General features: G+C 70.4%; 21 protein-coding genes. 13 read left to right on the top strand and 8 right to left on the bottom strand.

What is annotated here, in order from left to right:
* Window positions 1-44 precede the first annotated feature (44 nt).
* Window positions 45-380: a YnfA family protein gene (locus ACIREE_RS06815; RefSeq protein WP_404147331.1), complete on the bottom strand. Its 336-nt coding sequence runs from the start codon at window positions 378-380 to the stop codon at window positions 45-47.
* Window positions 381-684: 304 nt separating this feature from the next.
* Here ACIREE_RS06815 and ACIREE_RS06810 point away from each other — a divergent pair, with 304 nt between their 5' ends.
* Together ACIREE_RS06810 and ACIREE_RS06805 are read left to right on the top strand one after the other, a co-directional pair.
* Window positions 685-1869, top strand: coding sequence for a patatin-like phospholipase family protein (locus ACIREE_RS06810; protein WP_404147329.1), 1185 nt, complete (start codon window positions 685-687; stop codon window positions 1867-1869).
* Window positions 1870-2358: 489 nt separating this feature from the next.
* The gene (locus ACIREE_RS06805; RefSeq protein ID WP_404147326.1) at window positions 2359-3156 is read left to right on the top strand and encodes an LAGLIDADG family homing endonuclease; all 798 of its coding nucleotides are present in this window, start codon (window positions 2359-2361) and stop codon (window positions 3154-3156) included.
* A 42-nt stretch (window positions 3157-3198) separates the two neighbouring features.
* On the opposite strand, the gene ACIREE_RS06800 is transcribed toward ACIREE_RS06805, so the two are convergent.
* Window positions 3199-4392: an RtcB family protein gene (locus ACIREE_RS06800; protein ID WP_404147324.1), complete on the bottom strand. Its 1194-nt coding sequence runs from the start codon at window positions 4390-4392 to the stop codon at window positions 3199-3201.
* 211 nt (window positions 4393-4603) lie between these two features.
* Here ACIREE_RS06800 and ACIREE_RS06795 point away from each other — a divergent pair, with 211 nt between their 5' ends.
* From ACIREE_RS06795 to ACIREE_RS06785, 3 genes are all read left to right on the top strand, one after another.
* The gene (locus tag ACIREE_RS06795) at window positions 4604-5488 is read left to right on the top strand and encodes a DUF3558 domain-containing protein (RefSeq protein ID WP_404147321.1); all 885 of its coding nucleotides are present in this window, start codon (window positions 4604-4606) and stop codon (window positions 5486-5488) included.
* Between the two features lie 157 nt (window positions 5489-5645).
* Entirely contained in the window at window positions 5646-6545 is a 900-nt protein-coding gene (locus tag ACIREE_RS06790) for a DUF3558 domain-containing protein (protein WP_404147317.1), read from the top strand.
* Between the two features lie 130 nt (window positions 6546-6675).
* On the top strand, window positions 6676-7932 hold the full coding sequence (locus ACIREE_RS06785) for a DUF2637 domain-containing protein (protein ID WP_404147315.1): 1257 nt from the start codon (window positions 6676-6678) through the stop codon (window positions 7930-7932).
* A 60-nt stretch (window positions 7933-7992) separates the two neighbouring features.
* Here ACIREE_RS06785 and lysS read toward each other — a convergent pair whose 3' ends face one another.
* Window positions 7993-9792, bottom strand: a complete 1800-nt coding sequence (gene lysS / locus ACIREE_RS06780) for a lysine--tRNA ligase (protein WP_404147312.1) — start codon at window positions 9790-9792, stop codon at window positions 7993-7995.
* Between the two features lie 434 nt (window positions 9793-10226).
* On the opposite strand from lysS, the gene argS reads away from it, so the two are divergent.
* The gene (gene argS, locus ACIREE_RS06775) at window positions 10227-11987 is read left to right on the top strand and encodes an arginine--tRNA ligase (RefSeq protein ID WP_404147310.1); all 1761 of its coding nucleotides are present in this window, start codon (window positions 10227-10229) and stop codon (window positions 11985-11987) included.
* A 4-nt stretch (window positions 11988-11991) separates the two neighbouring features.
* On the opposite strand, the gene ACIREE_RS06770 is transcribed toward argS, so the two are convergent.
* On the bottom strand, window positions 11992-13188 hold the full coding sequence (locus ACIREE_RS06770; RefSeq protein ID WP_404147307.1) for a PLP-dependent aminotransferase family protein: 1197 nt from the start codon (window positions 13186-13188) through the stop codon (window positions 11992-11994).
* A gap of 130 nt (window positions 13189-13318) precedes the next feature.
* Entirely contained in the window at window positions 13319-14632 is a 1314-nt protein-coding gene (locus ACIREE_RS06765; protein WP_404147304.1) for a helix-turn-helix domain-containing protein, read from the bottom strand.
* 173 nt (window positions 14633-14805) lie between these two features.
* On the opposite strand from ACIREE_RS06765, the gene ACIREE_RS06760 reads away from it, so the two are divergent.
* The 3 genes from ACIREE_RS06760 (at window position 14806) to ACIREE_RS06750 (ending at window position 16526) form a co-directional block, all read left to right on the top strand.
* Window positions 14806-15537 carry a DUF4232 domain-containing protein gene (locus tag ACIREE_RS06760; protein WP_404147301.1) on the top strand — a complete coding sequence of 244 codons (732 nt, stop codon included), beginning with the start codon at window positions 14806-14808 and terminating at the stop codon, window positions 15535-15537.
* 39 nt (window positions 15538-15576) lie between these two features.
* Window positions 15577-16212, top strand: a complete 636-nt coding sequence (locus ACIREE_RS06755) for a nucleoside/nucleotide kinase family protein (protein WP_404147299.1) — start codon at window positions 15577-15579, stop codon at window positions 16210-16212.
* A gap of 158 nt (window positions 16213-16370) precedes the next feature.
* Window positions 16371-16526: a hypothetical protein gene (locus tag ACIREE_RS06750; protein ID WP_404147296.1), complete on the top strand. Its 156-nt coding sequence runs from the start codon at window positions 16371-16373 to the stop codon at window positions 16524-16526.
* Between the two features lie 115 nt (window positions 16527-16641).
* Here ACIREE_RS06750 and ACIREE_RS06745 read toward each other — a convergent pair whose 3' ends face one another.
* Window positions 16642-18237 carry a FadD3 family acyl-CoA ligase gene (locus ACIREE_RS06745; RefSeq protein ID WP_404147293.1) on the bottom strand — a complete coding sequence of 532 codons (1596 nt, stop codon included), beginning with the start codon at window positions 18235-18237 and terminating at the stop codon, window positions 16642-16644.
* Between the two features lie 101 nt (window positions 18238-18338).
* Between ACIREE_RS06745 and ACIREE_RS06740 the strand changes: the two genes are divergently transcribed.
* From ACIREE_RS06740 to ACIREE_RS06730, 3 genes are all read left to right on the top strand, one after another.
* Window positions 18339-19502 (top strand): lipid-transfer protein, encoded by a 1164-nt coding sequence (locus ACIREE_RS06740; protein WP_404147291.1) that lies wholly within the window; start codon window positions 18339-18341, stop codon window positions 19500-19502.
* An 84-nt stretch (window positions 19503-19586) separates the two neighbouring features.
* Window positions 19587-20051, top strand: a complete 465-nt coding sequence (locus tag ACIREE_RS06735) for a Zn-ribbon domain-containing OB-fold protein (protein WP_404147289.1) — start codon at window positions 19587-19589, stop codon at window positions 20049-20051.
* Entirely contained in the window at window positions 20048-20821 is a 774-nt protein-coding gene (locus tag ACIREE_RS06730; RefSeq protein WP_404147286.1) for an enoyl-CoA hydratase/isomerase family protein, read from the top strand. The genes ACIREE_RS06735 and ACIREE_RS06730 overlap by 4 nt, the downstream gene beginning before the upstream one ends.
* A gap of 3 nt (window positions 20822-20824) precedes the next feature.
* Here ACIREE_RS06730 and ACIREE_RS06725 read toward each other — a convergent pair whose 3' ends face one another.
* Window positions 20825-21442 (bottom strand): hypothetical protein, encoded by a 618-nt coding sequence (locus ACIREE_RS06725; RefSeq protein ID WP_404148188.1) that lies wholly within the window; start codon window positions 21440-21442, stop codon window positions 20825-20827.
* Between the two features lie 90 nt (window positions 21443-21532).
* On the opposite strand from ACIREE_RS06725, the gene ACIREE_RS06720 reads away from it, so the two are divergent.
* Window positions 21533-22204, top strand: a complete 672-nt coding sequence (locus tag ACIREE_RS06720) for a hypothetical protein (RefSeq protein WP_404147284.1) — start codon at window positions 21533-21535, stop codon at window positions 22202-22204.
* A gap of 22 nt (window positions 22205-22226) precedes the next feature.
* Here the strand turns inward: ACIREE_RS06720 and ACIREE_RS06715 are convergent, their stop codons facing one another.
* Complete coding sequence (locus tag ACIREE_RS06715) at window positions 22227-24587, bottom strand: PQQ-binding-like beta-propeller repeat protein (RefSeq protein ID WP_404147281.1); 2361 nt, start codon at window positions 24585-24587, stop codon at window positions 22227-22229.
* Window positions 24588-24660: the final 73 nt, after the last annotated feature.

Raw genomic sequence — 24660 nt, 5'->3', positions numbered from 1 at the left:
AACGATCGACGCCGTCCAGCGTACGTCCCGGCCGGTCCCGGCCCTCAGTCTCCCCGGGGCGCGTACATGATCACGGCCATGCCGACCAGGCAGATCAGCGCTCCGGCCACGTCCCAGCGGGTCGGCCGGTACCCGTCCGCGACCATGCCCCACGCGATCGAACCCGCCACGAACACCCCGCCGTACGCCGCCAGGATCCGCCCGAACTCGGCATCCGGCTGCAGCGTCGCCACGAACCCGTACAGGCCGAGCGCGATCACCCCGGCACCGATCCACACCCACCCGCGATGCTCCCGCACCCCCTGCCACACCAGCCACGCACCGCCGATCTCGAACAGGGCGGCGAGCACGAACAGGGACACGGAGCGGGCGACGAGCATGGGCCACAGAGTGCCATGCGGCGTCACACGGGTCCCGCACGTGTCCCCACGCATGGCCGATTCCCCCATTGCGTCGCGCCATCAACGGCAGTGATATCGAATCGGTAGCCGTCCTCGCAATGTAGAGCGTGCAACGAATTCCACCTGGCAGAATTAGGGAGATGTCATGCCCGAGAAGAGCCCCGGGACTTCACGGAGCACGACCGAAGGCGAAACATACGAGGAGTCGCAAAAAGGAACTCGTAAAGCAATCGAAAGCAAAGGATCAGCATTACCGTCCGGAGCGTCGGCCGATGACAGCCGGGTGAGCGTCGTCCTGGCAGGAGCGGGCGCCCGCGGCGCGTACGAAGCCGGCATGCTCGCCACGCTGCTGCCGGAGCTCGACGCGGCAGGCCAGCGGCCGAGGACGTTCGTCGGCACCAGCGCGGGATCACTCAACGCGGTGCTCTTCGCCTCGCTCGCCCACCTGCCCGCGCAACAGGCGGCGGACGAAGCGCTCAAGATCTGGCGCGGAATCACCAAGAACGAGGTCTTCAAACCGTTTCTGTCGACCGCCCTGCCCGGAATCCTGCTGCAATACGTCTCCGGGCTGGTGAATCCGTCCGCGCAGCCTCTCTCCGCTTTCCTCGACACAAGTCCACTGAAAACCATGCTCAAGAACAAAGTGGACTGGAACCAGCTCCACGCCAATATGCTGAGCGGAGAGGTGCAGGCCGTCGCGGTGGCCACCACCGCCTGCTCCAGCGGCCGCACCGAGGTCTTCGTCGAGGGGCCCGCTGCCGCGCGGCTGCCCTTGACGGACGTCGACCGGGCGGTGGACTACACCCAGGCAGTCCTGAACGAGGACCACGTTCTGGCCTCCGCCTCGATCCCCGGCGCGTTCCCGCCCGTACGCATCGACACGGCGCGCGGCTGGTACATGGACGGCAGCGTGCGGCTCAACGCCCCCATCAAACCGGCGATCTCACTCGGCGCGAAACGCGTCGTGGTCATCGCCACCACCCCCCTGCGCCATCTGCCCCGCTCGCGCGGGCGCGATGAGCCGGCGCCGTCCGTCATGGACGTCGTCGCGCAGATCACGACCGGTCTGATGACCGACCGTATGGTGGAGGACACCCGCACGCTCGGCAAGGTGGACGAGCTGCTCAAGGCCGGCGCGAAGAAGGTCAGCCCGCTCGGACGCGAGTACAGCATCATCGAGTACGTCTTCGGCGGTCCGGTCCCCGGCCAGCTGGACCAGCTCAACGAAGCCGCCACGTACGTGCTCGACACGCACTTCCGGGGCACCCGCCGCCTCACCAACCCCGACCTGACGATGCTCGCGACCCTCCTCGGGCCGGGCCACAGCCGGGGCGAACTCCTCAGCTACCTCTTCTTCGAGCCGGAGTTCATCGACCGCGCCATCAAACTGGGCCAACGGGACGCGCAGATCATCCTCGACGAGGCAGGCGACGACCCGAGCAACCTGTGGCGGAGCGACGCGGACTAGTCCTTCAGACAGGAGCAGCACGACGGCGAGGCCCACGACAGTGACGTGGGCCTCGCCGCTCGCGTCCACGACATGGAAGTACGCACGGCGCCACTCACACGAGTGACGGTGATCGATAGTGCGGACGGGAAGGGAACGGGCTGGCTGGCGTCGGGCCGGACAAGTGAAAACCAGAACGGCCCTCGACGGGACGGCAATCCCGGCCGAGGGCCTGACCATCAAGGAAAGCAGCTTCCTTATGGCTGAACGCGAGCCTAAGGGCTGTCCCGTAATCCCTGGCGGGCGCACGACGACAGCTACGGCACCTCGCCGCGTTGTCGAAACGCCCGAATACATCCAGTATGCGGGCGCTCCTCCGCCTTGCGATGCACCGCATCTGACGCCGCGCGCTGATCCACCAGGGATTACGGGACAGCCCTTAGCGCTCACCAGTTCACATTCGACGAGGCCCTCGGCTGGGAGCCGCCCAACGCGCCGGCGTCAGGGTTCATGGATCTGGAAGTACCCGAGTACGCGTACATGTTCGGGTTTCTACAAATGGATGGGCATCTGGCACAGGGAGCCGGACAGAAGGGTCGGCTGTCCGCCGAGATCAACATCAGGGATGTCGAAATCCTGCGCCGATTCCAGGAGCTGACGCCCTACAACAGCAGCATCACGGAGCGGGTCCGGTCGACGAACTTCGCAAAGTCGCATCACTCGGCGACTTGGGCACTCTGTGCCCTGGAGGCCCGCACAAAGCTCACCAAACTCGGCCTGCCCTACGGCCGTAAGTCCAAGAAGATCGCGCCGCCGCGAGGCGTGCCCTTCTCGCGCCGCGACTATCTGCGCGGCGTGATCGACGCGGACGGCTCGGTCGGCTACACGACGCAAGGCCTGCCTTTCATCTCCCTCACGACGGCGAGCACTGCCATCGCCGCCTACTTCTGCTTCTACGCAAAGAAGATCACCGGGGCTACACGGCACCCCAACCGCAACCAGCGGGACGGGATCTACAACGTCCTGTACTGCAAAGAGGCGTCCCAAGAACTGGCAGCCCACTTCTACTATCCAGGTTGCCTCGCTCTGGATCGAAAGCAGGCTTCAGCGGAGTCGCTGAGTAACTGGATTCGCCCGACCGACATGAAGGTCTCCCCGAACCGTCGCCGCTGGAAGGAGTGGGAGGACCGGGTGCTCCTCAGGCACGGCAATGCGGCCGACGCCGCCGGGGAACTGGGCCGTTCCCTGCAGAGTTGCAGTCTGCGTCTCTGGCGACTGCGCACCGGACAGGTGCCGACGCCTCTGTGATCAAGAGCCCGAGCCGTCAACGGCTCGGGCTCTTCTGTCGGCTCAGCCCTTCACGCAGATGACCTGCTTGAGCTTCGCCACGACCTCGACCAGGTCCCGCTGCTGGTCGATGACCTGCTCGATCGGCTTGTACGCGGCCGGGATCTCGTCGACGACGCCGGAGTCCTTGCGGCACTCCACACCCTGCGTCTGCTCTGCCAGGTCGCGCGTCGAGAAGCGCCTCTTGGCCGCGCTCCGGCTCATCCTCCGGCCCGCGCCGTGCGAGGCGGAGTTGAACGACGCCGCGTTGCCGAGGCCCTTCACGATGTACGAACCCGTGCCCATCGAGCCCGGGATGATCCCGTACTCGCCCGAGCCCGCGCGGATCGCTCCCTTACGGGTGACCAGCAGGTCCATGCCGTCGTAGCGCTCCTCACTCACGTAGTTGTGGTGCGCGCTGATCTCGGGCTCGAAGGTCACCTTCGCCTTCTTGAACTCCCGTCGAACAACATCCATCGAGAGCGCCATCATGATGGACCGGTTGTACTTCGCGTACTCCTGAGCCCAGTAGAGGTCGTTTCGGTACGCGGCCATCTGCGGGGTCTCCGAGATGAACACGGCCAGGTCACGGTCGACGAGGTTCTGGTTGTGCGGGAGCTTCTGGGCGACGCCGATGTGGTGGTCGGCGAGCTCCTTGCCGATGTTGCGGGAGCCGGAGTGCAGCATGATCCAGACAGAATCGGACGTATCTATACAAAACTCCCAGAAGTGGTTGCCCGTGCCAAGGGTCCCCACTTGCTTGCGCGCCCGCCCCTCACGGAACTTCACCGCGTCCGCCACACCCCCGAACCGCCCCCAGAAGTCCTCCCATCCCGCGGTCCCGAAGCCGTGCAGCCGGCCCGGGTCGACCGGGTCGTCGTGCATGCCGCGCCCCACCGGGATCGCCTGCTCGATCCTCGAGCGGAGCCGGGACAGGTCGCCGGGCAGGTCGTTCGCCGTCAGGGAGGTCTTCACCGCGCTCATGCCGCAGCCGATGTCGACCCCGACCGCCGCCGGGCACACCGCACCCCGCATCGCGATCACCGAGCCGACCGTCGCGCCCTTGCCGTAGTGGACGTCGGGCATGACGGCGAGGCCCTTGATCCAGGGGAGGGTCGCCACATTGCGGAGCTGCTGCATCGCGCCGTCGTCGACGGACGCCGGGTCGGCCCACATACGGATGGGAACCTTCGCCCCCGGTACCTCTACGTACGACATGAAATCCCCCGAAAGCAGGCGTGGTTGAAGCTAGTGGATCTATCGGAACTACTGGAGTTGAAGTAGGAAAACGCAGATACCGGAGCCAAGGTCCATGAAACGGATGACGGACCGGCGTCCACAGCGGTGCGTGCGATAGACATTGTCATCACCGGTCGCCGTGCGGCGGCAACCGATTAACCAGGCGCAACCCGCCGAGAGGAGCCTTACGGTGCAGCGGAAGTCGTACGCGTGCGTGCCGGGCGTAGCCGTACTCCTGACGGCGCTGCTCGCCGGGTGCAGCGGGAGTTCCGGTTCCGACGACGGCGTGGACGACTCCAAGCCGGGCGAGGTGAGCGCCTCCGCGTCGGCGGCCAAGCCCGGCAAGTACCAGACGCTGCCGGAGCCGTGCAGTCAGCCCGACCAGGGGACGCTGGACACGATGCTGCCCGGCATCAAGGCGCTGACGGACGAGCGCGCGCGGGAGAAGGCGTACGAGGGCACGGCGACGGCCACGTACGACACGGACCGCCGGGCGGGGTGCGGGTGGAAGGACGATTCGGCGGCGGGCGGCACGCACCGGCTGACGTTGGACTTCGAGCGGGTGGTGTCGTACGACGCCGCGGTGAGTGACGACTCGCGCGCGCAGGACGTGTTCGCCTCGAAGGAGGAGAAGGCGGATCTGCCGGCGCCGTCGTCGACGGGGGCCGTGGGGGAGCCGGAGGGCTCGGGGGGATCCAAGGGCTCAGAAGGCTCAGAGGGTTCTGCGGGTTCCGCGGGTTCCGCGGGTTCTGCGGGTTCTGCGGGTTCCGACAGCGGGGCCGGGGGCGGCGACGGGTCGCCGGACACCTCGCCCTCGTCCTCGGTGACGTCGGCCGAGTTGCAGCCGCGGATGCTGGAGGGGCTCGGCGACGAGGCGTTCATCGACGACGCGCTTTCGGGGCCGACGGCGTCCCGGAGCCGGACGGTGACTGTGGTGTTCCGCACGTCGAACGCGCTCGTGACCGTCCAGTACGTGGCGCAGTCGGCGACGCCGGGTGAGGCGCCCGACAGCAAGGAATCGCAGGACACAGCGCAGGAACTGGCGCAGAAGCTGGTCGGAAAGTTCGGCGAGTAGGGGGCGCGGGGCGGCCGTCGTGGCTGTGGGGAAGTCGAGGCGTGCGGGTCGGCTACGGCGTACGGTGGCCCATCGGACCCGGGTTCGTGGTGGCCTTGTGAAGAAAGCCGCCGTGTTTCCGGGACCGTGTTCTTGTCAGCGTCCTAGTGAAGGAACCATGCACCGTCCGACCAAGCGACTCACCCGCATCCTCGCCTGCGCAGCCGCCGTGCCGGTGGTTCTCGTCGTAGCCGGCTGTTCGTCCGACTCCGGGTCCGACTCCGGGGACGGGGCGAAGGCCGGGTCCGAGGCGAAGACGTCCGCCTCGACCGCCAAGGACGCGGCGAAGAAGGTGACTCCGGCGACGTACAAGTCGCTGCCGAAGGCGTGCTCGGCGCTGTCGAAGAAGACGCTGGGCGATCTGGTGCCGAAGGGCGACAGCAAGGCGGGCGCGTCGGACGACGAGTCGACGCGGGACAACTGCTCCTGGTCGAGCCTGGAGAACAACGGGGTCAAGGGCTCCCAGTTCCGCTGGCTGAATGTCTCGATGATCCGTTTCGACTCGGATGTGAACCGGGGCAGCGGCGACAAGCTGGCGTCGGCGTACTACGCGAAGCAGGTCAAGGACGCCCAGGCGACGGAGGGCGCGAAGAGCGTCAAGACGGAGCCGGTGTCGGGTACGGGTGACGAGGCGACGCTGGTGCGCTTCGACAGCACGTACAAGGAGAAGAAGAAGGACGTCACCTCCAAGCAGCAGACGGTCGTCTCGCGCGTGGACAACGTGGTGGTGACGGTCAACTACAACGGCTCAGGTCTCGCGGGCGAGAAGACGCCGGACGCCGCCGACCTGTCGAAGGACACCGAGAAGGCGGCGAAGGAAGCCGTTGCCTCGGTCAAGGACTCGGCGAAGGACTCGGCGGAGGGCTCGAAGAGCTCGACGGACCCGAAGAGTTCGCCCTCGGCGTCGCAGTCCTCCTCGGGGAAGCCGTCGGACAAGTCGTCGAAGAAGGCTTCGGACAAGCCTTCGGCCTCGGCTTCGACTTCCGCCTCCGAGAAGGCCGACGACAAGGACAAGTGACCGCTGTTTCCCGCGGTTTGAGGAGCCCGGCCCCTTTTGGGTGCCGGGCTCCGGGCGTACCGGCCCACGGTCGTCCGGGGGCGTGTGCCAGTCTGTTGGCGCAATATGCCGAACTGGGAGGGGAACTGGAGTGGCCGCGCCACTGAAGCTGACACGGACGCACCGGATACTCATCGGGATGGTGGTGGCCGGTGCGGTCGTCATCGCGGGGATCGGTTTCGCCGGTTCGTATGCGGCCGTGCGCGAACTGGCCCTGGAGAAGGGCTTCGGGAATTTCAGTTACGTCTTCCCGATCGGCATCGACGCGGGCATCTGCGTACTGCTCGCCCTCGACCTGCTGCTGACGTGGATCCGGATCCCGTTCCCGCTCCTTCGCCAGACGGCGTGGCTGCTGACGGCGGCGACGATCGCGTTCAACGGCGCGGCCGCCTGGCCCGACCCGCTGGGTACCGGCATGCACGCCGTCATCCCGATCCTGTTCGTGGTCTCGGTCGAGGCGGCGCGGCACGCGACCGGGCGGATCGCGGACATCACCGCGGACAAGCACATGGAGGGCGTGCGCATCACGCGCTGGCTGCTCTCCCCGCTCCCTACGTTCCTGCTGTGGCGCCGGATGAAGCTGTGGGAGCTGCGTTCGTACGACGCGGTGATCAAGCTGGAGCAGGAGCGGCTCGTCTACCAGGCGCGGCTGCGGTCGCGGTTCGGGCGGGCGTGGCGTCGTAAGGCTCCGGTGGAGTCGCTGATGCCGCTCAGGCTCGCGAAGTACGGGGTGCCGCTGGCCCAGACCGCTCCGGCGGGGCTCGCCGCGGCCGGGATCGAGCCGCAGTTGCTGCCGCCGGCCCCGCGCGCGGCCGAACTGGAGCAGAAGGCGTTGGCCCCGGAGGAGTCGGTGGCGCCCGAACCGGCGGAGTCGGCGGAGTCCGCGGCCGTCGTGGAGGCCCCGAGCCAGTGGTTCGCGACGCCGCCGCAGGCGCAGCAGTATCAGGGCGGCTACGACCCGACGTACGTCCCGGAGCAGGAGCACCAGGACTGGTACGAGGAGCAGCCGCAGCAGATTCCGGTGCCGCGGCCGCGGGCGGCGGAGCCTCAGCCGGTGCCGGGGCCCGAGTTCATGGAGCCGGAGTTCCCGGTGCCGAACGGGGCCGGTGGGACGCGGCCGTTGGGTGACGGGATCCAGGAGGCGGAGGTTCCGGCGCCGTCCGAGGAGGACCTGTACCGGGTCTACCGTCAGGCCATACAGGGTGAGGGTGTGCCGTCGCCGGGAAGGTTCGCGGCGGAGGTGGAGGACTCGTTCGGTATCGGGCTCCAGCCGCGGGACGTGAACCGCTTCGCGGAGCAGTTCGAGGCCCGTTACAACGCGGAGCTGATGGAGGACCACATCGCCTGAGGGCAGATGCAAAGAGGGGCGGCGCCGGAATTCCGGTGCCGCCCCTCTCCGTATGTGCCCTCAGGCGCCGAGCAGCTTGCGGACGCGGTCCGCGCCGACGGCGAGGAGCAGCGTGGGCAGGCGCGGGCCGGTGTCGCGGCCCACGAGCAGGTGGTAGAGCAGCGCGAAGAACGAGCGCTGCGCGACCTTGATCTCCGCCGGCAGTTCCTTGGCGGTGGCGTCGGCGGGGAAGCCCGCCTGCACCTTCGGGACGCCGTAGACGAGGTGGGTCAGGCCGTCGAGCGACCAGTGCGAGTCCAGGCCGTCCAGGAGCAGCGCGATGGACTTGCGGCCCTGCTCGTCGAGGGCGGCGAGCGCCTCCGCGTCCGGCTCGGAGCGGACGATGGTGCGCGACTCGGCGGCCACGTACTTGGTGATCCAGGTCTCGGCCTTGTCGAGCCGGGGACGGACCACGGACAGGTCCGTGACCGGGTTCTCCGGGTCGAGCTCGGTGAGGATGCGCAGCGTCTGCTCGGCGTCCCCGGCCGTCACGTCGGCGACGGACGCCAGCGTGCGGTAGGGCAACGGGCGTTCGGTGCGCGGCAGTTCACCGGCGGCGGTGCCGACGGCACGGCTGTACGCGGCCGCGTCCGCGGGCAGCACGGCGCTGTCCGTCACCTTGACGGCGAGCTTGTCCCACTCGTCGTAGAGCCGCTGGATCTCCTGGTCGAAGGCGATCTTGAACGACTGGTTGGGGCGGCGACGGGCGTAGAGCCAGCGGAGCAGCTGCGGCTCCATGATCTCCAGCGCGTCGCCCGGGGTGGGCACGCCGCCCTTGGACGACGACATCTTGGCCATGCCGGAGATACCGACGAAGGCGTACATCGGGCCGATGGGCCGCTCGCCGCCGAAGATGCTGACGATCTGGCCGCCGACCTGGAAGGACGAGCCGGGGGACGAGTGGTCGACGCCGGACGGCTCGAAGATCACGCCCTCGTAGGCCCAGCGCATCGGCCAGTCGACCTTCCAGACGAGCTTGCCGCGGTTGAACTCGGACAGCCGGACCGTCTCGGCGTACCCGTCGACGGTGCAGGTGTAGGAGAGCTCCGTCGTCTCGTCGTCGTACGACGTGACGGTGGTGAGGTCCTTGCCGCACTGGCCGCAGAACGGCTTGTACGGGTAGTAGCCGCCCGCGCCGCCACTGCCGTCGTCCTCGGACGCGGCGCCGGAGCCCTCCGCGGCCTCCACCTCGGCCTCGTCCAGCGGCTTCTGCTTCTGCTGCTGCTTGGCCGGGGCCTTCTTCGTCCGGTACTGCTCGAGGATCGCGTCGATGTCGCCGCGGTGCTTCATGGCGTGCAGGATCTGCTCGCGGTAGACGCCCGAGGTGTACTGCGCGGTCTGGCTGATGCCGTCGAACTCCACGCCCAGCTCGCCGAGGGCCTCGACCATGGCGGCCTTGAAGTGCTCCGCCCAGTTCGGGTACGCGGACCCGGCCGGGGCGGGCACGGCCGTCAGCGGCTTGCCGATGTGGTCGGCCCAGGACGCGTCGGTGCCGGGCACGCCGTTCGGAACCTTGCGGTAGCGGTCGTAGTCGTCCCAGGAGATCAGGTGCCGCACCTCGTACCCGCGGCGGCGGATCTCGTCGGCGACCAGGTGCGGGGTCATGACCTCGCGCAGGTTGCCCAGGTGGATCGGGCCTGACGGGGAGAGGCCCGACGCGACGACGACCGGTTTGCCCGGGGCACGACGCTCGGACTCGGCGATGACATCGTCCGCGTAGCGGGAGACCCAGTCCGAGTTCTCGGTGGTCTCCGCTCCTGTGCTCTGGGCTGCCACGATCGGTGGGCCTTTCGGTTCGGCGGGATCTGTTTGCCCGCCCATTGTCCCAGGCGGCGGGGGCTGAGCGAAAACGCCTTATGAAGGGGGTGGCTCGGGTGGCGACGCGGCCGCGGCCCGGTGGGGGCTGGTCGCGCAGTTCCCCGCGCCCCTGGAGAGATCTTCGCCCGCGGCCCGGTGGGGGCTGGTCGCGCAGTTCCCCGCGCCCCTGGGGAGATCTTCGCCCGCGGCCCGGTGAGGGCTGAGCGCGCCGTTCCCCGCGCCCCTGAGATGCGCACTGCGTGCGCCATCTCAGAGGGCGCACGAAGCGCGCCCCATGGGGCTGCGGCGAAGCCGCATGCCTCAGGGGCGCGGGGAACTGCGCGAGAAGTCCCCACCGGGCCGCGGCCGGGAGCGGACCCTGGAAACCCCTTTGCGGCCCCGTGGGATACTGGGCGGACCTATCAACCCAGCCCCGACCAGAACGGCAGCCCATACCCATGGCCCCGGTCACGTCCATCACCGCTTCCGTCAACCAGCGCCTCTCCGACGCCCTCACCTCCGCCCTCCCGGAGACCGTCGGAGACCCTTTGCTGCGACGTAGCGACCGGGCCGACTTCCAGGCCAACGGGATCCTGGCCCTCGCCAAGAAGGCGAAGGCGAACCCGCGGGAGCTGGCCGCCCAGGTCGTGGAGAAGATCGTGAACGGCGATCTCCTCAAGGAGGTCGAGGTCTCAGGGCCCGGCTTCCTGAACGTCACGGTCACCGACAAGGCGATCACCGAAACGCTCGCGGCCCGCGCCGCCGACGGCGACCGGCTCGGCGTGCCCGTCAAGGAGCACCCGGGCGTCACGGTCATCGACTACGCGCAGCCGAACGTGGCGAAGGAGATGCACGTAGGCCACCTGCGCTCGGCGGTCATCGGCGACGCGCTGCGCGGCATGCTCGACTTCACCGGCGAGAAGACGATCGGCCGGCACCACATCGGCGACTGGGGCACCCAGTTCGGCATGCTGATCCAGTACCTGATCGAGAACCCCGGCGTGCTGGCCCCGGCCACGGATGTCGACGGCGAGCAGGCCATGTCGAACCTGAACCGGGTGTACAAAGCGTCGCGTGCGGTCTTCGACGCGGACGAGGAGTTCAAGGAGCGGGCCCGTAAGCGGGTCGTGGCGCTCCAGTCCGGGGACAAGGAGACCCTCGATCTGTGGCAGCGGTTCGTGGACGAGTCGAAGGTCTACTTCTACTCGGTCTTCGAGAAGCTCGACATGGAGATCCGCGACGACGAGATCGTCGGCGAGTCGGCGTACAACGACCTGATGCCGGAGACGGCGCGGCTCCTGGAGGAGTCGGGTGTCGCCGTGCGCTCGGACGGCGCGCTCGTCGTGTTCTTCGACGAGATCCGCGGCAAGGACGGCGAGCCGGTACCACTGATCGTGCAGAAGAAGGACGGCGGCTTCGGGTACGCGGCCTCCGACCTCTCGGCGATCCGTAACCGTGTCGTCGACCTGGACGCGACGACGCTCCTGTACGTCGTGGACGTACGGCAGTCGCTGCACTTCAAGATGGTGTTCGAGGCGGCCCGCAGGATGGGCTGGCTCGGCTCCGACGTCACCGCGCACAACATGGGCTACGGCACGGTGCTCGGCGCGGACGGCAAGCCGTTCAAGACGCGTGCGGGCGAGACGGTGAAGCTGGAGGACCTGCTCGACGAGGCCGTGGAGCGGGCGACCGCCGTGGTGCGGGAGAAGGCCGAGAAGGTGGGCCTGTCCGAGGCGGAGATCGTCGAGAACGGGCGGTACGTCGGGATCGGCGCCGTGAAGTACGCGGACCTGTCGACGTCGGCGAACCGGGACTACAAGTTCGACCTGGACCAGATGGTGTCGTTGAACGGCGACACGAGCGTCTACCTCCAGTACGCGTACGCCCGTATCAAGTCGATCCTGCGCAAGGCGGAGGGCGCGAGCCCCGTCGCCCGCCCGGAGGTCGAACTGGCCCCGGCCGAGCGGGCATTGGGTCTGCACCTGGATTCGTTCGGTGATCTCCTCGCGGAGGCGACCGCCGAGTACGCGCCGCACAAGCTGGCCTCGTACCTGTACCAGCTGGCGTCGCTGTACACGACGTTCTACGACCAGTGCCCGGTGCTGAAGGCCGGCACGAGGGAGCAGATGGAGAACCGTCTGTTCCTGTGCGACCTGACGGCCCGGACGCTCCACCAGGGCATGGCCCTGCTGGGCATCCGGACCCCCGAGCGCCTCTGAGGGGTCAGCTCTTCAGGGCCCGGCCGAGCCGTTCGAGCCCTTCCGCGATCTCCTCCGGTGTCTGCGTCACGAAGCAGAGCCGGAGGGTCGTGGGGTCGGGGTCCGCGACGTGGAACGGGGCGCCGGGGACGTACGCCACGTCGCATGCGACCGCCTTGCCGAGCAGGGCGGTCAAGTCGTATCCGCCCGTTCTCGGCAGGCTCGCCCACAGGAACATGCCGCCTTCGGGGCGGGACCAGGTGGAGCCCTCGGGCAGGGCGGCGGGCAGGCCTTTGAGCATGGCGTCGCGGCGCGTCCCGTACGCCGCGGCGACCTTCGCGACGTGCGCGTCGAGGTCACGGTCGGCGAGGTAGCGGGCGGCGGCGAGCTGGTTGACGGTCGGGGTGTGCAGGTCGGCGGCCTGTTTGGCGACGGTGCAGGCGCGGCGCAGTGCGGCCGGGGCGCGCAGCCAGCCCAGCCGCAGCCCTGGCGCCATGACCTTGGAGAAGGAGCCGAGCAGGACAGTGCGGTCGCGGGCGCCTTCGTGCGTGGCGATCCAGGGCACGCGGTCGCCCTCGAAGCGGAGTTCGCCGTACGGGTCGTCCTCGACGATCCACAGTCCGCCGCGGGCGGCGACCTCGGCGACGGCGGCGCGGCGCCCGGCGGGCAGGGTGCGGCCTGTCGGGTTCTGGAACGTGGGCACCGTGTAGAGGAGTTTGGGCCGGTGTTCGGCGACGAGCGCGTCCAGGGCCTCGGGGTCGATGCCGGTGTCGTCGCAGGGGACGGCGACGATACGGGCGCCGGCGAAGCCGAACGTCTGCAGGGCCGCCAGGTAACAGGGGTTCTCGACGAGGACGGTGTCGCCGGGTTCGAGGAGGGCGGTGGCGAGGAGGGAGAGGGCCTGCTGGGATCCGGTGGTGATCAGCAGGTCGTCGGCGGTCGTGGGCAGGCCGCGCACCGTGGTGCGGGCGGCGAGCGCCTCGCGCAGGGCGGGTTCGCCCTCGGTGGTGGAGTACTGGAGGGCGCGCCCCGGGTCGTTGGCCAGGACGTGGCCGAAGGCGGCGGCGATGCCTTCGGTGTCGAAGAGTTCGGGCGCGGGCAGGCCGCCGGCGAAGTTGATGATCTCGGGGCGGGCTGTCACCGCGAGGATGTCCCGGATCGGCGAGCCGCCGATGGCGGAGACGCGGGCGGCGAGTCGAGCGGGGGGCACGGTGGCGGTCATGATGCGGTGGGTCCTTCCCGGCGGCGGCTTTCCGTGACCCTAGAGAGGCGAGTGCCCTCTGCACCTGCTTTTTCGCGATACGGACGCCGGGCCGCCGGTTGCGACACCGGTCCCGGTCGCCCCGCGCTCGCTATCCCTCCCGCTTGATCCACTCGCCGCCGCCCAGCGGATAGTCGTAGCCGGGGCGGCCCTTGTCGGCGCTGGTGCGGAACGCGGTGCCGTTGTTGTCGATGTGCACGGTGCCGCGGCGGCTGCCGCTGGACCACTCCAGGCTGAGGTCCCAGCGGACGTCGTGTGCCGTGGTGTGCGCGGTGACGTAGAAGACTTCCGGGTCGGATTCGCTGACCTTGTACGGGAAGTCGCGCTGCCCGTTCCTGACGGCGGCGGCCGGGTTCCCGGAGTCCAGGTTCACGTCGAACGACTTCGTCCCGACGCCGCCGCCGCAGCCGACGCCCATCGAGTAGTCGTTCCAGGCGAGCGGGGCGTTGCTGCTGATGACGCGGACGTGCAGCGCTTCCAGGACGACGGTGTCGTGGCCGGTGCCCTGCACGGTGAGGGCCAGGCGCTGTTCGTCGGAGGAGACCGCGCCGTACGCCGCCGCCCAGCGCGGGGCGTCCTGTTCGGAGGCGGGCGGGCCCATGCCGGCCGGTTCGCTGTCGACGAGGAAGTGCTGGCTGCACGGGCTGTCGTAGACGTAGGGGCGGGTGGCGACGGTCAGCGGGGTGCCGGTGGCCTGAGCGGTGGAGCGGGAGGGTGCGGCCTGCGGGGCGCGCTTTTCGGTGGATGCCGAGGGTGAGGCGGACCTGGTCGCCGACTTGGAGGGCGAGGGGGATGCGGACGGCGACCGGGACGGGGTCCGGTCGGCGGAGTTCCGCCCGGCGGAGGACGCCGTGGCACCGGCCGCTTTCTGATCGCCGCCCTTGTCGCCGCCGGAGGGCAGGTTCACGGCGAGGACGACGGCTCCGAGCACGGCGATGGCCGCTGCTCCGGACACGAGCGCGGTGCGTCTGCGCCGCGACCGGGGCGAGGGCTCGGCCGCGCCGGGCAGTTCGACCGGGGCAGGCGCCTCCGCCGCCGCGCCGGGCTCCTGCCCGGACACCGGACCGGACTCCCCCGCAGGAGCCGCAGAAGCCGCAGAAGCAACGGCAGCGCCGGCACCCGCCGCCTTACGCCCTCGCCCCGCGTCCGCCAGGATCCACCGCCGATGCAGTTCGACCAGCTCCTCCGCCGACGCCTTGCAGAGCCGCGCGAGGCGCTCCACGGGAGCGTAATCGGCGGGCACCGCCGTGCCGTTGCAGTAGCGGTGCAGCGTCGACGTGCTCATGTGCAGGCGCTTGGCCAGCGTTCCGTAACTGAGCCCCGAACGGTCCTTCAGCTCCCGCAGCAGCGCCGCGAAGCCGTCCGCCGCGCCCCCGGACAAGTCCCCAGACACCTGTTCCTCCATCCCCCGCGTCCCATTCGACCGTTCCAGGGGAGTCATGTTCCCCCTGGTCAGCGCCATTTCAGCGTTCCAGTGTCCCCAACTGACCGCGGGCCATGGCGGTGGGGACGGATCACCCCACAAGCTCTGGTCATCCAAGCACCACCCCCACTGAAACGCCGAAGGGGCTCCACCACATGAACAGCAACCGCACCTCCCGCACCCGCCTGGTGACCGCCGCCGCGACCGTGGCGCTCGCCGCGTTCTCGCTGACCGCGTGCAACGACGGATCGGGCGTCAAGGACGAGGGCGCGTCGGCCGCCTCCAGCGCAAGCTCGGACCCGTCCGCCGCCACCCCCTCTGCAACGGACGCAGAGTCGGCCCCTTCCGGTTCGAAGGGCACCTCACCGAAGCCGGACGCGCGGTCCGCCGCGTCGAAGTCGACCTCCCCGAAGCCCGCCGCATCGGGGGCCGGGTCGAAGCCGGCGGCCTCCGGCAAGCGCGCCGTCTGCGACGGCTCCAACACGCGGACCACCGCCGCCCCGGTCAACCGTCCCGTGAACCACATGCTCCTCACGGTCACCAACACCGGCACCGGCCTCTGCGACCTCTACTACTACCCGGCGGTGAAGTTCAGCGAGGCCCAGTCCGTGCCGCCGGTCATCGAGGACTCCAAGCCGCAGGCCGTGGTGACCCTCGCGCCCGGCGAGTCCGGTTACGCGGGTGTCGCCCTGGCCGCGACGGACGGCAGCGGCTCGAACGGCTACACGGCGAAGTCCCTCTCGCTCTACTTCGCGGATTCCAAGGGCCACGCGGACTACAACGGCAGGTCCGCGCAGCCGGCGCTCCCCGCGAAGGGCGTCTACCTGGACGACTCGATCAAGGTCACCTACTGGCAGCAGTCGATGGACTCCGCCCTGACCTGGTGACCTGTGTTCTGTGCACGGAGACCTGACAGGCTCCTGCCCATGCAGTCGTACGTCGATGAACTGACCGCCCGCGCACGAGCCCTGGCCGCGTCCGGCCCCCGCCGCGTCCTCGGAGTCGCGGGCCCGCCGGGCGCGGGCAAGTCCACGCTCGCCGAGGCCCTCGTCCGCGCCCTGGACGGATCGGCCGTGCTCGTCCCGATGGACGGCTTCCATCTCGCCGACAGCGAACTGGCCCGACTGCGCCGCGCCGACCGCAAGGGCGCGCCGGACACGTTCGACGCGTACGGGTACGCGGCGCTCCTCGCCCGGCTGCGGGCGCCGCGCGAGGGCGAGACGGTGTACGCGCCCTGCTTCGAGCGGGAGTTGGAGCAGCCGGTCGCGGGCGCCCTGCCGGTGCCGCCGGACGTCCCGCTGGTCGTGACCGAGGGCAACTACCTGCTGCTGGACGAGGAGCCGTGGTCCACGGCGGTGCGTCCGCTGCTGGACGAGGTGTGGTGGGTGGCCGTGGACGACACACTGCGCGTCGAGCGGCTGATCGCCCGGCACGTCGCCTTCGGCAAGTCCCCGGCCTCCGCCCGCGACTGGGTCCTGCGCTCGGACGAGGCGAACGCCCGCCGGGTGGCCTCCGGCCGCGAACGTGCGGACCTGGTCGTGGACTTGAGCCGCCTCGTCTAGGGCCCTTCTGACGGATCTCCGCGGCGTCACGACGCCCGGCACGCCCCCTCACCGCACGGCGCTCCTTCTCCCACGGAGATCCGTCAGAAGGGCCCTAGTTATCCGGCTCTGGGGGGCCGGTACGCGGGACGCGGTGGGTCCTGGCCGTCGGGGTACCCATGGTGGCGGTGCCCGTGCTGGTGGGCCTCGCGGCCGGACGGTGGACACCGGTGGGTCTGGTCTGGCTACTGGTCCTCGCCGCGCGCCGGCCGGGCCTGTACGAGCAGCGGTTCCCGCGGGGCAGGAGGGTTCTGTCACTCCTGTCACGCAAGTGACCCGCACACTCCGCCGCGGTGCAACCACCCGTCACGCACCGCCCTCGCGGCACCGGGCTGACGCCACCCGATACCCGCAGCCCCCGTGACGTCCAGCGGCGCCGCACCCGTATGCTCACCGCGCCCGCAACTCCCTCTTCACCACCTTCCCGCTCGCGTTGCGCGGCAGCTCGCCCACGAAGGTGACTTCTCTGGGCACCTTGAAGTTGGCCATCTCGCGGCGGGCCCAGGCGATCAGGTCGTCGCCGGTGAGGACGGCGCCCCGGTGCCTGACCACGTACGCCTTGCCCACCTCGCCGAGCCGGCCGTCCGGTACGCCGACGACCGCCACGTCGGCGACGTCCGGGTGCAGGCCGAGGAGCTGCTCTATCTCGGCGGGGTAGGCGTTGAAGCCGCCCACGATGAACATGTCCTTGATGCGGTCGGTGATCCGGAGGTAGCCGTCGTCGTCCATGATCCCGACGTCGCCGGTGCGCAGCCACCCGTCCTCGGTGATCGCCTCCGTGGTGGCGGCCGGGTCCTCGAAGTACTCCCGCATGACGTTGAAGCCGCGGACCAGGATCTCCCCGGGCTGCCCCGGGCCGGCCGACTCCGCGCGGAGCTCGGTGCCGGGAATCGCCCGCCCCGAGGTCTCCGCGATCAGCTCGGCCGGGTCGCCGCGCCGGCACATCGTGACGATGCCGCTCGCCTCCGAGAGCCCGTACGCGGTGAGGACCGTGTCCACCCCCAGTTCGCCGCGCAGCCTCTCGACCAGGCGCAGCGGCACCACCGCCGCGCCCGTCACGACGAGCCGCAGCGCCGACAGGTCGTGGGCGTCGCGGCCCGGGTGGTCGAGGAGGGACTGGTGCAGGGTGGGCGGGCCCGGCAGCACGGAGATGCGCTCGGCCGCGATGTTGGCCAGCGCGGTGTCCACGTTGAAGACGGGTTGCGGGATCATCGTGGCGCCGCGCATCAGGCAGGCGATGATCCCCGCTTTGTAGCCGAAGGTGTGGAAGAACGGGTTCACGATCAGGTAGCGGTCGCCCTCGCGCAGACCCGCGAGGTCGGCCCAGATCTCGTAGCCGCGCAGGGTCTGCGTGTGCGTGATGACCGCGCCCTTGGGCCGTCCGGTGGTCCCCGACGTGAAGATGATGTCGGAGGCCGATGACGGGGCGATCCCGTCGGAGCGCTGCCGCACTTCCTCGCCCGTCACCTTGTCCCCGGCCGCGAGGAACTCCTTCCACGCACGGTATCCGGGCACGTCGGGCGCGGTGTCGCCGAGCACCACCACCTGTTCCAGGCAAGGGAGTTCGGCTCCGGCCTGGTGCGCGCGGCGCAGCGAGGCGACGTACGACGTGCCGAGGAAGGTGCCGGTGACGAAGAGGAGGCGGGCCCGGGAGCGGGCCAGGATGTCGGCGGCCTCGGCCCCTTTGAAGCGGGTGTTGAGGGGGACGAGGACGGCGCCCGCGCCGACCGCGCCGAGCGCGGAGACGATCCAGCCGAGGGTGTTCGGGGCCCAGATCGCGACGCGGTCGCCGGGCTCGATCCCGGCGGCCAGGCAGGCGGCGGCGGCCCGCTCGACCCGCTCTCCGAGTTCCGTGTACGTGATCCGGGTGCGGCCGTCGACGACGGCCTCCCGGCCGCCGTACCGATCGGCCGCCACCCGCACCAGTTCCGGGATCGTCCCCCACTCGCCGTCCCTGCCGCCGCCGTCCTCGCCGTCCGTACGCATCGAGTGACCTCCCCGGAACCGTCCCGCCGTAGCTGACTATCCGTCAGATTAGCGGTAGCCTGACGCGCTGTCAGCACACAGGCATCCAGGTGAGGGTGGACATGGCGCGGGCGACAGCAGGCATCAAGGACGCGACGGCCATCGTCGGCATAGGCCAGACGGACTTCGCGAAACAACTCCCCGACTCCGAGAAGACGTTGGCGTGCCGGGCGATCGTCGCCGCGCTCGACGACGCGGGCATCGCACCGTCCGAGGTGGATGCCTTCGCCTCGTACACGATGGAGGAGACGGACGAGGTCGAGATCGCCAAAGCCATCGGCGCCGGCGACGTCACCCATTTCAGCAAGGTCGGCTACGGGGGCGGCGGTTCGTGCGCGACCCTCACCCACCTCGCGTCCGCGATCGCCACCGGCCAGGCCAGTGTCGGGATCGCCTGGCGCTCCCGAAAACGGGGCAGCGGGCCCCGTCCTTGGAAGAACACCGCCGTCCAACTCCCCACGCCCGCACAGTGGACACGGCCTTTCGGGCTGCTGCGCCCCGCGGACGAGATCGGCATGCTGGCCCGCCGCTACATGCACGAGTACGGCGCGACCCGCGACCATCTCTTCAACGTCGCCCTCGCCTGCCGCAACCGGGCCAACCAGAACCCCGCCGCGATGATGTACGAGCGCCCCCTCACCCGGGACATGTATATGACGGCCCGCTGGATCAGCGAACCGCTCTGCCTCTTCGACAACTGCCTCGAAACGGACGGGGCGTTGGCGTGCGTCGTGGTCTCCGCCGAGCGGGCGCGCGACTGCCGGCAGAAGCCCGTCTACGTGCACTCGGCCGCGCAGGGACTGCCCGCCCAGCACCACGGCATGGTCAATTACTGGAACGACGACCCGCTCACGGGCCCCGCCTGGACGGCCGCACGCCACCTGTGGAAGAACTCCGACCTCACGCCGGAGGACGTCGACGTGGCCCAGATCTACGACGCGTTCACCCCGCTCATCCCGCTCTCCCTGGAGGGCTACGGGTTCTGCGGGCGCGGCGAGGGCGCCGCGTTCACCGAGGGCGGCGCCCTGGAGATCGGCGGACGGCTGCCGATCAACACCGGCGGCGGCGGCCTCTCGGAGGCGTACGTCCACGGCTTCAACCTCATCAACGAGAGCGTGAAGCAGCTGCGCGGCGTCAGCACGGCCCAAGTCCCGGACGCGCGAACGTGTTTGGTGACGGCGGGCGAGGGAGTCCCCACGTCGGCCGTGCTACTACGAGCCCCGTAAGGGGCGCGGGGCCGTATCGATATGCGGCTCCGCCGCGTGAGCGCGACCAGCCACAACGAAGCCGCACCCGACAAAGGACCGCTCATGGCAGACGCGCCCACCGAAACGACAGCAGCGCTACTGGCCCCGGCCCCCGACGACGACGGCGCCCCCTTCTGGGACTACGCCGCCCGAGGCGAACTCCGCATACAGGCCTGCGCCAACCCGGATTGCAAAGAACTCCGCTTCCCACCGCGCCCGTGCTGCCCGCACTGCCAGTCCTTCGACTCGGAGTGGAAGAAGATGAGCGGCCACGGACGGATCTGGTCCTACGTGGTCCCGCACCCCCCACTGCTCCCGGCCTACGCCGCGCAAGCCCCGTACAACGCGATCATCGTCGAACTGGCGGAAGCGCCCCGCATCCGCCTCGTCGGCAACCTGGTGACCTCGGCCGGCGCCCGCCTCGACTCGGTCGACCCGGACCGCATCCGGATCGGCGCGAAGGTCCAGGCCGTCTTCGCGGAGATCGACGGCGTCACGCTCCCCCGCTGGGTACTGGAGCGGCCGTGACCCTGCGCACGGAGACCGACAAGGAGACCGGGGTGGCCGTGCTCACCCTGGACCGGCCGCACCGGCTCAACGCCATCGACAGGGAGACGGCACGCGAACTTGCCGCCGCCTGGCGGGGGTTCCGCTTCGACGACGACGTGCGAGCGGTCGTCCTGACCGGCGCCGGGGACCGCGCGTTCTGCACGGGCATCGACCGCGACACCGACGTGCCCCAGCCGAACTCCCCCTACTCGATGGACGATCCGCTGCTCACGATCGGCCCGAAGGCCAACGACCTGTGGAAGCCGGTGATCGCCGCCGTCCAGGGCATGGCGTGCGGCGGGGCTTTCTACCTCTTGGGCGAGGCCGAGTTCGTGATCGCGGACGAGACGGCCACGTTCTTCGACCCGCACACCACGTACGGCATGGTCAGCGCGTACGAGTCGATGTATCTGGCGCAGCGCATGCCGCCCGGCGACGTGGCGCGGCTCGCGCTGATGGGGTCGGCGGAGCGGATGTCGGCCCGGCGAGCCCGCGAAACGGGCCTCGTCAGCGAAGTCACCGCGCCGGGCGCCGCGTTGGGCGCGGCAGTGCGCTGCGCCGCCACGATCGCGGCGTACCCGACGGAGGCGGCCCAGGGCACGGTACGGGCGGTGTGGGCGGCCACCGAGGCCGCCCGCACCCATGCCTTCGCTCAGGCCCCACACCTGATCGCCCTCGGAAACCTGCCCGCCGACCGGCAGGCGGCGCTCTTCAACTCCCGTACACAGAGCGGGTTTCAGGTGCGCTGACGGTCACCTGTGCGGCGACGCGTCGGGGTTGACCTCGCAGTGGTCCACCACGGCGTCCGGGTCGTCGCCGCCGACCGGCACCTTGGTGGTCACCTTGCCCTTCCCTGGCACCTTGACCTCGTGGAAGAGCGCCGACACCGTGCTGCCGTACGCGTCGACGAAGGTGACATGGACGTCGAACCGCACGGACTTGCTGTTGGGGTTGCGGACCTCGACGGTGGCGTACGGCGTCTTCGCGTCGGCGCACTTGATCAGGCGCGCGGTGCCGTCCTGCGTGGACCTACCGTTGCCGCTCGCGGACGACGTCGGCGTGGACGGGTACCCGGGCCGCCGGGTGTAACTGCTGCCGCCCGACGAACCCGACGAGTCGCTCCCGTACAGGTCGTCATCGTCGTCATACGTCGAACCGGAAGAGCCGGAAGAGCCGGAAGAACTTGAACTGCCCCCGGATGTCGATGAGTTCGACGAGCTGTCGTGACTCTGCGACGAGCTGCTGCACCCGCCCCCGCCACTGCCACTGCTGTGTCCGCGCGAATGTCCATGTCCACGGCCGGTGGAGAAGCCCGTCAGGGCCAGCACCACCATGGCCGCGACGGCCGTCAGTTTCAATCCCCGTTTCATCACGCCCGGGACCCTACCTGTACGGGGCTGCCGCGTGGCACCCCGCACTTACCCGGCGTAGCGTCGGAACGGAGACCGAGGAGGCAGTTGATGGTACGCAGCGTCGTCGGATCGGTCCTGGCCGTCATCGGAGCGGCGGCTGCCGTGTGGAGCCCCTTCCGTGCCTGGTACGACGGCCGTCGCGGGCGCGACTACCGCCTCGGGGATTTGTTCTCGGGCGGCGGCGTCACGGGCGCGCGGGCCGAACTGTTCGGGTCCATGTTCCTGCCCTTCGTGATCCTCGCGCTGCTCGCGCTGGTGGGCCTCGTGCTGCGGTCCCGGGCGCTGGTCGCCCTGGCCGGGATCGTCGTGCTCGGGTTCACGGTGCTGTGGATGGTGCGGGTGGCCCAGGCCGAGGACGAACTGGTCCTGACGGCGAACGGGCACGGCCTCGGCGTCGGAGTGGCCGGCGCGCTGGGCGGCGGCCTCCTGCTCCTGGTGGGCGCCCTGCTCATGAGCGGCCGGGGCCACCACGGCCGCCATCGCCCCGAACCCGCGACCGGCTCCACCGAGGCGTACGACCAGCCTTATCCCGAGACCCAGACCCAGGCCCGGACCTGGGATCAGCCCCAGGCCCAGAGCCGGCCCCAGCCCTGGGATCAGGATCAGAACCAGACCTGGGCGAACGACGAGACCTGGGCGAACGGCCACCCCGACACCGACCGGACCGGCGGCCCCGGCCCCGGCCCCGGCGGCAGCTCCCGGCAGGACGGCCCCGCCTGACGGCCGGCCGGCCCCACGGGGGCTAACGGCTGGTCCCGGTCCCCTTCTCCGCGTCCAGGGCGTACACGCACCGGTCCTTGCTGCACGCGTACACCACCCCGTCGCGGACGACCGGTGTCCCGGTGATCTCGCCTCCGGTGGCGAGCTTCCACCGCAGCCGTCCGTCGTCGGCCTTCAGCGTGTACAGCAGGTGGTCCTTCGACCCGAAGTGCACCCGGCCGTCGGCGACCACCGGCGAGCCGACGATCTCCCCGCCGGCCTGGAAGCGCCACTTCGGTGTCCCCGTCACGGCGTCCAGGGTGTAGAGCCCCTGGCCGCTGCCGACGTGCACGTGGCCCTGCGCGACGAGTACCGGGTCGATCGACGTGGGCCGCGACTCCGTCGCGATCCGCCAGCGGTCGCGGCCGTCCGTGGCGTCGAGCGCGTACACCGTGCCGAGGTGGTCGGCGAGGTACACGCCGCCGCCGGTCACCGCGGGGCCCGGCGCGTACGCGGGCGGACACAGGAACACGGCGGGCGCCTCGAAGTGCCAGCGGACGTGCCCGGAGGCGACGTCGATGGCCAGCACGCGGGTGCCCGCCGATACGTACACATAGCCGTCGGGCGCCGGGGTCAGCCGGACGGGGACGCCGCCGCAGGACGCCGCGTCGCCGATCGGGTACGACCAGCGTTCCTCGCCCGTGCGGGCCTCCAGGGCGCGCAGCCGCGCGTCCTGCCACACGTACACGGTGCCGTCGTGGACGACCGGTCCCGCCTCGGGCGACTCGAAGTCGGTCTGGCAGCCGGTGATCTCCCACAGCTTGTCCCCGCCCGCGGCCTCGCGGGCCTGGACGCCGCCGCCGCGGGTGCCGGTGACGACGGTGCCGTGGTCGGCCTGGAGCGCGTAGACCCAGGCGTCGGTGCCCAGGCGCCACAGGTCGCCGCCCTCGCGGGCGTCCAGCGCCCACAGGGTCGGGCCGTCGGAGGCATGGATGCGGCCGTCGGCGACCGCCATGGACCAGGCGACGTCGCGGGTCTTGAAGCGGCGCCGGCCGGTGGCCACGTCGAGCGCGTGGACCTCGAAGGACGTGACGTAGACCAGGTCACCCGCGACCTTCGGGGTGCCCCACACGTCGTTCGACATGCGGAAGCGCCAGGGCCGCCAGGCCGAGCCCTCGGCCTGGGCGGGCACGGGCACGGCGGGGTCCTGCGTGCCGTTCACGGACGGCGCGGCGGGCTTCGCGCGGGACCAGGACGCGGCGAGGCCCGATTCCGCGGGCGGCGCCTTCACGGCGGCGGCGCGCGCGTCGGCGACCCGCGGTCCTGGCCCGATCGGCACCTGCGCCCCGGCCAGATGGACCGGGCCGTCGGCGCCGAAGCCCGTCCCCGCAAGGGCCGGCGCCGGGCGCCGGGGTTCGGTCACCACGGGGGACGGCGGCTGCTGCGGCATCGCGGGCACCGGGGCGCCGGGCCCCGGGCCGCGGCCGGCCGGGGGCTTGGCGACGGTGCGGATGCCGCGGCGCGTCTCGATCAGCGCGACGGACCGCTCGGGCAGCCAGGCCGACGCCGTACCGCTGTCGTCGCTGCCGGAACCGAAGAGGTGCGGCGCGAGCTGGGCCTGCAGGTCGGCGGGCGAGGGGCGGCGGGTGGTGTCCATCTGCATGCACGACTCGATGAGCGGCCGCAGCTCGTCCGGCAGGCCCTCCAGGTCGGGGCCTTCGCGCAGCAGCATGAAGACCGTCTCGACCGGGTTGGCGCCGTGGAAGGGGGCGTGCCCGGTGGCGGCGAACACGAGCATGGAGCCGAGCGAGAACACATCGCTCGCGCCCGTGACGCTGCGCGAGTCCTTCGCCTGCTCGGGCGACATGTACGCGGGCGTGCCCACGGCCACGTTCGTCATGGTCAGCCGGGTGTTGGAGACGCCGGACGCGATGCCGAAGTCGATGACGCGCGGCCCGTCCTCGACGACCAGCACGTTCGACGGCTTGAGGTCGCGGTGGACGAGGCCCGCGCCGTGGATGGACTGCAGCGCCTCGGCGACACCCGCCGCGAGCCAGCGCACCGCCTGGGCGGGCAGCGGCCCGCACTCGTTCACTATTTCCTCGAGGGAGGGCGCCGGCACGTACGCGGTGGCGAGCCACGGCACGGCCGCGCGCGGGTCGGCGTCGACGACGGCGGCCGTGTAGAAGCCGGACACCGCCCTGGCCGCCTCGACCTCGCGCGTGAAGCGCACCCGGAACAGCTGGTCCTCGGCCAGTTCGGTGCGCACCGTCTTGATCGCCACGCGCCGGCCGGACGCCGAGCGTGCCAGATAGACCAGACCCATGCCGCCCGCGCCGAGCCGTCCCAGGACCTCGAACGGACCGATCCGCCTCGGATCGTGCTGCGTCAGCTGATCCATCACTTGCCTGCCACCTCCCCGTGCGATGCCGGAACCCCCGGGTTTCCAGGTCGATCGCACATACGGCCCCCGTCAG

The organism is Streptomyces sp. NPDC102467 (assembly GCF_044765445.1).
Lineage (GTDB): Bacteria > Actinomycetota > Actinomycetes > Streptomycetales > Streptomycetaceae > Streptomyces.
The sequence above is the reverse complement of the archived record's forward strand: the minus strand, read 5'-3'. Positions and strand labels throughout refer to the sequence as shown.